Source organism: Belliella calami, from assembly GCF_022549695.1.
Lineage (GTDB): Bacteria > Bacteroidota > Bacteroidia > Cytophagales > Cyclobacteriaceae > Belliella > Belliella calami.
The window spans coordinates 83,414-96,427 of record NZ_JAKZGS010000008.1 but is presented as its reverse complement, the minus strand read 5'-3'; the positions used below and the strand labels follow the sequence as shown (position 1 = coordinate 96,427).

Here is a 13,014-nt window from a genome sequence, read left to right as displayed (position 1 = left end):
GGAGTTGGAAAGGTTGGAAAGTTGTAAGGTTGGGGAGCTGAGCTTCTTTAATTTCTAAACAGTTTTGGGATTAGGTGATTAAGTGGTTAGAAGGTTAGAAAGTTGGAAGGTTGGAAGGTTGTAAGGTTAGGGTGTTGAGTTTCTTTAACTTCTAAACAGTTTTGGGATTAGGTTATTGGTGGATTAGGTGATTAAGTGGTTAGAAAGTTAGAAAGTTGGAATGTTGTAAGGTATTCTATCGGTACTCGGACAGGCTTTTCTAACCGTCCTCGGGACATTTCAGAGCATATTCTCATTTCTTGTGATGTCTTGTTCCTTAAGTCTTGTGTCTCTTGGTTCTCGCCCCTGTCGCGTCCTAAAATCACTTGACACTTTTTTATTTGATTTTTCTTTATTTTCGATTGCTATTCAATTGCCTCCCAATAAGGATGCGGGACAGGCTTTTCAGGGCAGAGATGAATATATCTTTTTATCCAAGCATAGTGTTACAACCCTATGTTAATGTCAAAAGCCCTTTCAGGGCTGTTCTTGGTTCTTAGTTCTTAAATCCCTGACTCTTTCCTGACTTCTCGCTTCTAAAATCTTCTGTCAAAAAAAAAACACCCCTGATGCCAAGGGTGCCTTTATGCTCAACTAAACTTAAACTTTATTTAAAATCTTATCTTTACTCCTGCTAAGAAATTGGTTCCTGCCATTGGGTAATAAAAATTCTCTGTGGCAAGTACTCTCCCTGCACCTCCTTCTCCTGGAAGGAAATAAGAAAAAGTATAACCATTTGGCTCGTAGAGCCTATTGAAAACATTGTACACCATCAATGTGAAATCTATATTTTTGACAAACCTAGGCTCCAAAGCATAATTCAGCCTTAAATCTGTAGTCCAAAAAGCATCGAGTTTTCTGTTATCATTCATGGTATTGTCCATGTACTGACTGCCTACATATTTATTGAGTAAACTAATCTCAAAATTCTTGAATAGCTTATAATCTAATATTGCTGAACCTACTATATTGGGAGAAAATGCAATGTCAGTATTCGTATAATTGATTTCTTCTTGGAAGAACTCATCTGTTGAATAATCATCTATAAATTCTGTAAATTCAGCGATTTTGTTCCTGCTGATTGCCAGATTGCCTCCCAGTGTAAATTTTGGGGTGATTTTATAAGCTCCATCTATTTCTATTCCTGCACGATAAGAATCGGCTACATTATCTCTTACATATGCACCTACATCATTCAGCTGGCCCGTAAGAACCAGTTGATTGTTGTAATTCATGAAGTAAAAATTCACATTGTATGAATATTTACCATGGTTTGCTTTGATCCCTGCTTCTATATTTTGGAGATTTTCTGCTTGTGGCGCTCGGTCGATAATAGGAGAATCCGTAAAATCCCTTCTTACTGGTTCTCTGTTGGCTACGGCATAAGATGCGTACCAAGATTTTCCTGTGCGAGTCTGATAAGTGAGTCCAAATTTGGGGTTGAAGAAATTGTAGCTTACTTGACCAGAGATATCTCTTAAATCATTATTGATTCCATCAAACCTGTAATCCACACCTCTATATTGCAAGTCACCGTAAAGAAAGAGACCTTCGGTGGCTTCAAAAGTACCTTTTAAGTAAATATTTCTATCATCTTTGACAGCTACATTATCATAATATCTATCTCGTATGTTCACGTCAGCTGCATACTGCATCCAGATGATTTCACCAAAATGATCTCCGTCATATCTATTTGCTCCTCCACCAAGTACGACATCCCATTTTGCATCATCAGAGACATAATTAAACGAGAAAACTCCTCCATAGAAATCATTATCCAACCATCTTCTTCGGATAATATCCATCCCATCAAACGTCGCACCGCCGATCACAACATTTGGAAGATTATAATCTTCTAAACTATCATTCTCTCGAAACTGCTCATAATAACCCCGTCCATATGTATAATGCAAAGCAGCATTCGCCTTCCAATTTCGATTGATTTTACCTGTGTAGATAAACTGATAATGATCTTGTTGATAATTGTCAGTTTGGTTGTCATAAGTGTAAAGGTTAAATGTCCTATTCGTCTCCAACAATGCCTCAGGTACACCTTCCCAAGCTTGGTAAGTTTTTTCAGCACCTGAGAATACATTCAATTTGAAAACATGGTTTTCACCGTGATAACCTCCCGTAAGAAAATAAGACCTCAAATTTGAAGAAGCCCTATCCATATAACCATCGGAGGTTATTTGTGACAATCTTGCGTCTATTGTCCATCGGTTATTCAACAATCCAGAACCAGCCTTGACAGTATGTCTTCTTGTATTGAAAGACCCAAAAGAATTATCTACTTCACCATAAGCTTCTTCTTTCCTAGTATCTGTTTGGATATTGATACTTGCCCCAAAAGTAGCTGCACCATTTGTAGAAGTGCCTACTCCTCTTTGGATCTGCATATTATCCACTGAAGATGCAAAATCAGGCATGTTTACCCAAAATACCCCATGAGATTCAGCATCATTCATCGGAATTCCATTTACGGTGACGTTGATTCTTGATTGATCTGATCCACGGATTCTCAACCCTGTATAGCCCACACCTGCACCTGCATCAGAAAAACTGACTACAGATGGTGTATAATTCAAAAGCATAGGAACATCCTGACCAAGGTTAAGCTTGGCTATATCTTCTTTTTTGATATTTTGAAAAGTAGTTGGAGTGACGTCAGTAGCTCTAGTTGCATAAACCACGAATTCTTCCGTGAACAAACTGCTTTCCTCCAAGGAAATCATGAGTTTAGTCCTTAGAGGAACTTGAACTTGTACTCTTTGGGTTTCAAATCCTAGAAATGAAATTATCAAATCATATGCTCCAGAACGGATATTGTTAAACTCAAAATTCCCCTCAAAGTCTGTGATAGTACCTCGACCTGTCCCTTCCAGAATGAGGTTCGCCCCTACCAAAAGTTCTCCTGAAGCAGCATCTTTTACTTGCCCGTTGATTTTATTTTGAGCTTGAGCCGCAAAACACATCAGTAAAAACACCAATGCAAATCCTAAGTATTTCATTTTAATTGTTGACATACTGCCAAGGCAGTTTGGTTGAATATCCGAAAATCAAGGGGATGATTTTCTTTCATTTATTCACCCTTTCACCTACTTCATAGACACAAACTGAAATGCATACAAAAAAGCAACAGCTTTTAATGAATTGATTGAAGTCAAAATTTTGACTTCTGATTGCATCTATTTCGTTGGTTACTCATTTCCCTTCGCCGGCACTACCCGGATCAGGTATTGTGGGTATGATCTCAGCCCGAAATTTTAAGGCACCCCTAATGATCTTTGATACAAATGTACGTGGAAAAGCCCAATATCCAAAAAAGGCATAAAAAAACCCGCTGCTCAAGTGAACAGCGGGAAAAATAAAAATCTTGTTCGGCTATGGACGGCCTAAAGATCGCAGATGATTCACATGTGAAGCAAAAGCCAATCTCAATTTTGGATGCTCAAGGTAAGGGATGCCATATTCTTGACAAGTTTCTTTGATTATTTTGCTGATAGCAGGATAATGTACATGGGAAATATTCGGGAACAAATGATGTTCTACCTGAAAATTCAACCCTCCAACTATCCAAGAAAGCAGCTTATTGTTTGTAGCAAAATTCGCCGTAGTTTTCAATTGGTGAATTGCCCAATCATCCTCCAATTTATTTGTATCAACATTTGGCATTGGGAATGAAGTCTCCTCAATGGAATGCGCCAACTGAAACACTACACTAAGCAAAATACCTGTGGCAACCCCATAAAGCAAGAAACCTACCAACCAAGGCAATACTCCGACAAAATAGATTGGAATGACAACAAATAAGGCTATATGCATTAATTTAAATCCCCAGAAAGAAAGGTGATCTGCTGCAGTCATTTTCTGAATAGGAATTACACCTACTTTTCCAGTAACATATTTTTTGTAATCTGTTACAAAAACCCAGTACAAATAGAGCAATGAATATACAAATAAGAAATACTTGTGTTGGTATTTATGAATGCTGTAGAATTTCTGATTTGGGCAAAGTCTCAAGAATGGCCTTGCATTCATATCATCATCTACTTCATCTACATTTGTAAAAGAATGGTGAACTACATTGTGTTTCGTCTTCCACATGAATACGTTGGCTCCAAGAAAATTGATGGAAACACCTGCAAGTTCGTTGACCCAAGATTTTTTGCTAAAACTCCCGTGGGCGCCATCATGCATGACATTGAAACCTATGGTGGCAGCAAAAGCTCCCAAAAGCACACAACCAAGGAGTGCTAGAGTCCAATGGGGTGTAAAAAATACTAATGTTACATAAGTAGCAATGTAACCGGCTACCAAAATGATGGCTTTTAAGTAAAGAGAGAAATTTCCTGTTTGTTTAAGATTTTTTTCTGTGAAGTAATTTTTGATCCTCAATTTCAAATCTGAATGAAATGAAGATGCGGCACTGAATCTAGGGGGACGCATGATAATTTATTTAATGATACTGATTACTAAGGAAGAAAAAATAAATTGGGTGTAAAGTATTTCAAATTCCTCTATAAAGATACGTTAAATAAATTTAGAAAATCAAAAACTGACAAAGATCATCTATTTGACTCTGTTTGATTTAAGTAATTTTAACAATTTGAAAAAGTCTAATAAACATCATTCCTTTTCAATGCTTTCATAGCGGAAATAAATCTTTCACCATATCCTCCACGAACAATTTCAAATGGTACTCCCGAATTTTCAATCAACTTTTTATAAATCCCAAAAAAATAGTTCCTCATTTCAGGGTTTGGATGTTCTCTCTGGGGGTCATCCTCCCAAGGAATATCTACATCTGTCAAAAGGTACAAATCATATTTCCTTTTTTCTATTTGGTCTAAAATCCAAGGATCAGTTTTACCAAACTTGTGATCACTCCATACTTTGATGACATGTAGATCTGTATCGATAAAAAGTATGTTTTTGGATTTTTTCAACTTCTTTTCTTCCAATTCGACCTGTTTCTTGGCTATCTGAAGTAAATCATCATACTGATATGGCCTACCCAAATCATTAATGTATTGTCTTGCATATTCATAAACCCACAATTCCCCAAATGTAGCCGCCAAGGCTTTTGAAAGTGTACTTTTCCCAGTGGACTCCGGTCCGATTATTACTACTTTTTTAATATCCATTCGATACTTTTTTAGATGATTTCATCCAAGAGACCAGGCCAATTACGGCTAATACTGTGAAGAAAATAAACTGAAAAGAAGTCAACATCAAACCTTTGTAGAAGTACAAGGGAATTGATACCAAATCAGTAATGATCCAAGCAATCCAGTTTTCAACTTTCTTTTTGGCCATCAGCCACATTCCTACAAATGCTGAAGAAGTGGTGAAAGAATCCCAATAAGGAACGTCGCTGTCAGTGAATTTGGATAAAACAAGAAACAATACTCCGTAAGACAGCAAAAACAAAATGACTGATTTATAAATCCCCACCTTTGACAACCAAGTAACTGGCAATTCCTCCTTTCCAGTAGCTGGCCTACTCCAGAGATACCAACCGTAGATTGACATTCCAAAATAATAAGCATTGATGCCCATGTCTGCATAAAGCTTGTATTTCAGACAGATGTAAACATAAATCAAAGTACTGACCATGCCCGTAGGAAATACCAGGATATTTTTTTTGATAGAATAATAAACGCTTGCTATGCCAAAAAATACAGCTATTGCCTCTAGCCAAGTCATTTCAGCGATGCCTTGACGTAAGCTTTCCATAATCCATTCAAAATCCATGGGGCGAATTAAGGGAATATTTCTCTTTGGAACAAAAGAAATTATAGGTGCTCGATATCTTGCACGCTGGGAAAGAAGAGACGCTACTGCATGTGGCAACTCGACAACTGACTAAAGGCTACTTTCTAAACTGCTCAGATCATTCATCCAAAAAATTATCAATAAGGAATAAACAAGTGAAAGCACACGAAAGAATTATTTATAAATTTTGCTAGAAGCTATTTTCAAAATCCACTAATCCTATTGCAAAAAGAGGGATATTGACTAACCAATCTTCCCTTCGATATCCTGACATGGAAGTTCTTATAGCGATTGGGATCTTATATTTTTCGGCAAAAACTTTTAGGCTTTTTGCTTTAAGATTTTCTTCAGCCTTGACTTCTATTGGATAAATTTGGCCATTAACTTGAACCAGAAAATCAATCTCTCCTGCAGATTTCTCAGCTGACCAATAATAAGGAACCATATTTTTGGCCAATAGCTGCTGGAGTACATATTGCTCGGTAAGTGCACCCTTGAATTCTTCAAAAAGAAAATTCCCTTCAAGGATTGTTTTTGCGTCCAAATCAGTTAATGCTCCCAATAAACCAACATCTAAAATGAATAACTTAAATGAATTAAAATCTTCGTAAGCTTTCAATGGTATTCCTGACTTAGACACCCTATTTACCCGATGTATAAGCCCAGAATCATAAAGCCAAGCAAGTGCCAATTCAAAATCTTTTGCCCTAGCCCCCTGCTTGACTTGACCATAAATAAATTTCCTGTTCTCCTTTGCCAGCTGTGAGGGAATTGCATTCCATAAGGTCCTAATCCTAGGCACAATACTAATTGGCGCATGTTTTGAAAAATCTTGTTGATAAGCCTCCAATATTCTTTTTTGAATATTTCGGACTTCTGATAAGTCTTCATTTTGTACATAAAGAGCGACGGCTTCTGGCATACCTCCAACAAAATAGTATTCTTTCAACAAACCAATGTACTTACTTTTGAAAGTATTGATTAACTCCCAATCATTTTTTTGAATTAATGAAATCAGTGCTCCTTCCCCTTTTGCAACCAAAAACTCCTCAAAATCTAATGGATAAAGATTCAAAAAATCCACTTTACCTACCGGAAATGATACCTGCTGATGTAGAACAACCCCTAACAAAGAACCTGCCGCCATTACAAAATACCCGGGAGCATTTTCCTGAAAGTACTTCAATGATGTAATAGCAAAGGGAGATTCTTGAATTTCATCTATAATAAGCAAAGTTTTTCCTTTCTCTACTTTTACTCCAGAGGTGATCTGAATTGCCAATAATAACCTTTCAATATCAAAATTCTGTTCAAAGGCTTCCTTCAACTCTTTATTTGTCTCAAGGTTTACATAAGCGACAGACTTAAAATATTCATTTCCAAAAGTCTTCATCAACCAAGTTTTCCCAACCTGTCTTGCTCCCTGAATTAAAAGAGGCTTTCTATTTTCATTGTTTTTCCAAGACAACAACCTCATTTCCAAATTTCTTTTCATTCCTCAACCAATTTAAAATTGATCAAATATACATTTTTTCGACCGAAAAGGTGTATTCACACCACACTTTTTCGAGGGAAAAAATGTAATTATCGGCTTTTTACCGATGAAAAATGATAATCTGCTTCGAAATTAAAATACCATGGATTGTGTCCCTGCGCTCAAATCCATTCAAAAAGCCAAACACTAAACATTAAAAAAGCCCTTTCAGGTTTCTGAAAGGGCACTTTATCCTTGTCGTCAATCTATTCCTTACCTTCTTCTATAAACTGCTTTTGGATTTCATCTTCTTCCTCTTCCTTTTTTTCTTCTTGGAAAAAACGGCTTTGAAATACGAGGATGATGGCCACACCTACAAAAATCGAAGCATCAGCAATATTGAATATCGGCCATAGCGCTGTATATCCTCCACCCCACAATGGAACCCAGTCAGGAATGTAACCTTCCCAAATATCAATATAAAACATATCCACTACTTGCCCATGAAACCATGGCGTAGTGGCATCATAGGGTGCGTTGTTCAAAAACACACCATAGAAAATACTATCTATCAAATTTCCAATCGCTCCTCCCAAGATCATGGCAATGCAAATGATGTATCCAACATGCATCTTTTTCTCAATGATATAGTATAGGTAATAACCAATACCAAACATGGCAACAAGCCTGAAAGATGTCAAAATTATTTTACCATATTCAAATGGTAATTTCATTCCAAAAGCCATCCCAGGATTGGTCGTGTAGTGCAGTTTGAACCAATCGCCGAAAATTTTGATCTGTCCGGGAGTTCCGAAATCCATCTGATAATGGACCAGTAATTTGACAACCTGATCCAGTATAATCACGGCCAAGGCAATTCCAAAATATTTTAGATACTTCATGTATTCATATTAAAGCCACAGATTTAAGGATTTTTTCGCATAAGCCCCTAATCTGTGACAATTATTTTTCCTAATTAGCTTTCAAAACTTTAACAGACAACTCAAATTCATCCATGTCCAAGGCAATAGCATCAGAGACTGTTTCTAACGTTTCCAAACTCAAAGCTTGGGTTTCTGTCTTGATATATGAACCGAAATTTTCAAAAGAAGCATTGACCAAATCATCGTGCTTGGCAATCTGAATATGAATCTTATCCTGAACTTCAAGCCCCATGTCTTTTCTTAGATTCTGTATCCTATTAACCAAATCCCTTGCGATCCCTTCTTGCTTCAACTCCTCTGTCAAAGTAACATCCAATGCCACAGTCAACTCCTGATCTGTCGCTACGGACCAGCCTGGAATATCTTGCGAACTGATCAACACCTCTTCCAAAAGCAACTCCAATGACTCTCCATCTACATCAACGTAGATTTTGCCGTTTCTCTCTATCTCAGAAATCTGCTCTTTACCCCAAGTATTGATAGCGGCAACAACAAACCTCATTTTTGGACCCAATTTCTTACCCAAAACAGGTAAGTTAGGCTTCACGCTCTTTACCAAAACGTCTGAAGCGTCATCAATGTATTCTATAGCCTTGATATTTACTTCAGATTTGATCAGGTCTTCTACATGCTGGATTTGAACTTTAGACTTTTCGCTCAAAACAGGGATCAAAATACGTTGCAATGGCTGACGGACTTTGATTCCAATTTTTGGATTTTTTCTCAAGGAATGAACCAAAGAAGATATTCTTTGTGCCAAATCCATGCTTTCTTCCAAGTCCTTATTGATCAAGGAAGCATCTACACCAACCCAGTCTGTCAAGTGGATGGACTCCATTTGATTTTCCGAAGAATCTGTGAGGTTTTTGTACAGCCAATCTGAATAGAACGGTGCGAATGAAGACATCAATTGACTCAATGACATCAGACATTCATACAAAGTTTCGTAAGCGGCCTGCTTATCAGCATTCATATCCCCTCTCCAGAATCTCTTTCTCGCCAATCTCACATACCAGTTTGACAACTGATCCACTGTGAAATTCATGATCGCCCGAGTAGCTTTGGTCGCATCATAGTTATCCATCGAAGACTCTACATCTGTGATTAGAGACTGCAGCTTGGAAATGATCCATTGATCCAATTCCGTCCTTTGTGCTACTGGGATACTTTTTGATTTGTCATAAACAAACTCATCCAAGTTTGCATAGAGTGCAAAGAAATTATAAGTATTTTGGAGTGTACCAAAGAACCTTCTTTGTACTTCAGCTACTCCATCTAGGCTGAATTTCAGGTTGTCCCAAGGATTGGCATTGCTCAGCATATACCAACGCAAGGCATCCGGTCCATATTCTTTCAAAGTCTTGAAAGGATCCACGGCATTGCCTAATCTCTTAGACATCTTATTGCCATTCTTATCCAACACCAAACCATTGGCGATGACATTTTTGAATGAAACAGTGTCAAACAACATCACAGCAATTGCATGAAGGGTAAAGAACCAACCTCTAGTCTGATCCACACCTTCTGCTATGTAATCTGCAGGATAATTGGCCTTGAAGATATCTTCATTCTCAAATGGGTAATGCCACTGTGCGTACGGCATCGCTCCCGAATCAAACCAAACATCGATCAAATCCGGCTCTCGATACATGGCTACACCTTTTGGCGAAACCAATATCACATCATCCACATAAGGTCTGTGCAAATCTATTTCTTCTTCATTGATCGGTGAAGATTCCATCAATCCAGCTTCGATAGACTTTTTGATTTCTGATTTCAGTTCATCAATAGATCCGATACAGATTTCTTCCGAACCATCTTTTGTTCTCCAGATAGGCAATGGTGTTCCCCAAAATCTGGATCTACTCAAGTTCCAATCCACCAAATTCTCCAACCAGTTTCCAAATCGACCAGTCCCAGTCGCCTCAGGCTTCCAGTTGATCGTCTTGTTCAATTCCACCATTCTATCCTTGTATGCGGTGGTTTTGATAAACCAGCTTTCTAATGGATAATATAGGATTGGCTTGTCAGTTCTCCAACAATGAGGATAGCTGTGTTCGTATTTTTCGACCTTGAAGGCCTTGCTTTCATTTTTTAAGATGATAGAGATAATGACATCAGTATTCTTGTATTCTTTGTCATCTTCATTATCATCGGTATAATTTTTCACATAGAAATCATTCACCCCGTAGTCTTTATGGGCAGTGATTCCATGCTCTTTCATTTTGGCAGCCAAATATTCTCCGATGATCGGCAGGAATTTTCCTTGCTTATCCACAACTGGGATATCATTCCCTTTCTCATCCTGTACAAATACTCCAGGCACATTGTTTTGAACCAAGGTCCTAAAATCGTCTGCACCAAATGCCTTTGCCAAATGGACGATTCCTGTACCATCTTCTGTAGTCACGTAGTCTCCAGAGACCACCGTGAAAGCAGGGTGTGGAAGAGAAATCGCTTCGATTGGGAACAATTGTTCATATTCCAAACCAAGCAAATCAGCACCTTTCATTTCCCCAACTACTTCATAAGGGATCAATTTATCTCCTGCTTTGTATTCAGCCAAAGACAATTCTTTGGCTTTTGGATTGAAATAGGCGGAAAGTCTAGATTTTGCCAATATTACCGTTTGTGCGTCGTAAGTATATGGATTGAAAGTCTTCACCTTCACATAATCCAACTTTTCTCCAATCGCCAAAGCTGAATTGGAAGGCAAGGTCCATGGCGTGGTAGTCCATGCGAGAATGTAGGTACTTTCTTCTCCCTTTAGCTTAAACTGCGCTGTGATAGAAGTATCCTTTACATCTCTATAACAACCCGGCTGATTGAGTTCATGGGAGCTCAGACCTGTACCTGCAGCTGGTGAATATGGCTGGATAGTATAGCCCTTGTAGAGAAGATCTTTGTCATAAAGTCTCTTAAGCAAATGCCAAAGTGTCTCTATATATTTCGCATCGAAAGTGATATAAGGATCATCTAAATCCACCCAATAGCCGATTTTCTCGGTCAAATCATCCCATTCATCCTTGAATCGCATTACCGTCTCACGGCATTTGCGATTGTATTCCTCTACGGTGATTTTCTTTCCGATATCCTCTTTGGTGATTCCAAGTTCCTTCTCCACTTGAAGTTCTACCGGAAGTCCATGAGTGTCCCAGCCACCTTTTCTTTTTACCTGAAATCCTTTGAGGGTCTTGTACCTACAGAAAATATCTTTGAGGGTACGGGCCATCACGTGGTGGATTCCCGGTGTGCCGTTGGCCGAAGGCGGTCCTTCGAAAAAGGTAAAAGTCTCTGCCCCCTCTCGATTGGCCACAGATTTATTAAAAATATTGTTCTCTTTCCAGTACTGAAGAACACTTTCCCCTATGTTGGGATAATCAACTTGTTTAAACTCCTGATATTTTTTCACAGTATTCCTTAATGTTTGAATTGAAAATCATGCTGATCTTTGGGATCAAGGTGATTTTTGGAAATTTAAAAAGGACACCAAAATATTCTTCTAAAAGAATAATTCGTGCTTTTCAAATTAATACCCCTTCATATAATATGAGCTTCCGCTTAAATGCCCGTAGCCAAACAATACACTGTTGATTGAACGATTTCAATGCTGTTGACTACGCCGCGGTGCACAAGTATTGGCTGTCTTCGGTTTACGAGTATCTGCAAATCATAATGCCTTTTCTTACCCGAGACGCAACATTGTGGATTCTCTTATTATATAAATAGGAAAGCATATCTCTTTGGATATGCCGCGACAAAGTTAAGAGTTTTTACAGGATTAGGGATAAATAATCCTATAATTCGATTCTCCACTTGATTAATCTCTTTAAATTGGGCAATTGAAATGGTAAAAGCTTAATTTTAAACTAACAAGCGATCCTCTGAATATGGGTAAATCAATCTACGACAATGGCGCAATTGAAGACATTTCGATTAGGATAAAAGGACTCCAAGAAGGGCAAATGCCTCTTTGGGGCTCTATGAATGCCACAGAAATGCTCTTTCACTGTAATATTGGGAATCAAGCAATTCTAAATGCCCCAAAAAGCAATCAAAAACCTACTCTAAAACAACGTATATCTAAATTCATATTTTTCCACATCAAAAAAGACATCCCAAAAGGTGCTCGTGGAGCTAAGAGATTCGATGTGAAAGGTAAAATAGATGGAAAAAAATTTGAAGAAGAAAAATCCAAGTATTTGAACCTTCTAAATCAATTCAAAAATTTAGAACATAAGTTAGAGGCGCAACATCCGGTTTTCGGTGCACTAGATCATGATTATTGGGGTAAGTTTGTTTGGAAGCATATGGATCATCATTTGAAGCAGTTTGGATTGTAATTCAGATTAACTATAAAACCATATCTTTGACAACACTTTCTATTGTTCATTCGCTTCTATAAGAGCAATTTGTTCCAATTCCTTTGAAACTCTAAAATTTGTTTCTCTTATTTTCGTAAAAACTATAAGGCAGCTGGTATCTGAAATGATAACCCTAGGCATTTTTTATATCATTTAATAAATCATTCGATGGGAAATTGAAAATTGAGACCTCATATTTCCCAAGAAGCTCAGCAAATGCCACTTTAGTCAGTCCTGCCAATTCAGCCGCTTGTCCTAATGAAAGCTTACCTTTTTCATAAAGAGTAGCTGCAACTATCATCGTTATATCTTTATCATCAAGATCAACTGTATCTGGTATTTTAAAATTAACTATTCTCATATTAACAAAAATAACGAATATTTGTCAAATCAAGTTTTTATGAAGAATTTTCCG

General features: G+C 37.7%; 9 protein-coding genes and 1 riboswitch. Of the genes, 1 reads left to right on the top strand and 8 read right to left on the bottom strand.

Going from position 1 to position 13,014, the window contains the following annotated elements; genetic code table 11:
- Positions 1-650 precede the first annotated feature (650 nt).
- From MM236_RS11195 to ileS, 7 genes are all read right to left on the bottom strand, one after another.
- Positions 651-3,050: a TonB-dependent receptor gene (locus tag MM236_RS11195; RefSeq protein WP_241275151.1), complete on the bottom strand. Its 2,400-nt coding sequence runs from the start codon at positions 3,048-3,050 to the stop codon at positions 651-653.
- A 181-nt stretch (positions 3,051-3,231) separates the two neighbouring features.
- A riboswitch (TPP riboswitch) is annotated at positions 3,232-3,328 on the bottom strand.
- Between the two features lie 95 nt (positions 3,329-3,423).
- On the bottom strand, positions 3,424-4,488 hold the full coding sequence (locus MM236_RS11190) for a fatty acid desaturase family protein (RefSeq protein WP_241275072.1): 1,065 nt from the start codon (positions 4,486-4,488) through the stop codon (positions 3,424-3,426).
- Between the two features lie 170 nt (positions 4,489-4,658).
- A complete protein-coding gene (locus tag MM236_RS11185) occupies positions 4,659-5,186 on the bottom strand; it encodes an AAA family ATPase (protein ID WP_241275071.1) in 528 nt (175 codons plus the stop codon).
- Positions 5,176-5,796 (bottom strand): nicotinamide riboside transporter PnuC, encoded by a 621-nt coding sequence (gene pnuC, locus MM236_RS11180; RefSeq protein ID WP_241275070.1) that lies wholly within the window; start codon positions 5,794-5,796, stop codon positions 5,176-5,178. The genes MM236_RS11185 and pnuC overlap by 11 nt, the downstream gene beginning before the upstream one ends.
- A 211-nt stretch (positions 5,797-6,007) precedes the next feature.
- Positions 6,008-7,312, bottom strand: coding sequence for an ATP-binding protein (locus tag MM236_RS11175; protein ID WP_241275069.1), 1,305 nt, complete (start codon positions 7,310-7,312; stop codon positions 6,008-6,010).
- Between the two features lie 245 nt (positions 7,313-7,557).
- Positions 7,558-8,193 carry a lipoprotein signal peptidase gene (locus MM236_RS11170; RefSeq protein WP_241275068.1) on the bottom strand — a complete coding sequence of 212 codons (636 nt, stop codon included), beginning with the start codon at positions 8,191-8,193 and terminating at the stop codon, positions 7,558-7,560.
- A gap of 70 nt (positions 8,194-8,263) precedes the next feature.
- Positions 8,264-11,647 carry an isoleucine--tRNA ligase gene (gene ileS, locus MM236_RS11165; protein WP_241275067.1) on the bottom strand — a complete coding sequence of 1,128 codons (3,384 nt, stop codon included), beginning with the start codon at positions 11,645-11,647 and terminating at the stop codon, positions 8,264-8,266.
- A gap of 478 nt (positions 11,648-12,125) precedes the next feature.
- Here ileS and MM236_RS11160 point away from each other — a divergent pair, with 478 nt between their 5' ends.
- The gene (locus tag MM236_RS11160) at positions 12,126-12,578 is read left to right on the top strand and encodes a DUF1569 domain-containing protein (protein WP_241275066.1); all 453 of its coding nucleotides are present in this window, start codon (positions 12,126-12,128) and stop codon (positions 12,576-12,578) included.
- Positions 12,579-12,732: 154 nt separating this feature from the next.
- Here MM236_RS11160 and MM236_RS11155 read toward each other — a convergent pair whose 3' ends face one another.
- Positions 12,733-12,960, bottom strand: a complete 228-nt coding sequence (locus MM236_RS11155; protein WP_241275065.1) for a UPF0175 family protein — start codon at positions 12,958-12,960, stop codon at positions 12,733-12,735.
- Between the last annotated feature and the right edge of the window lie 54 nt (positions 12,961-13,014).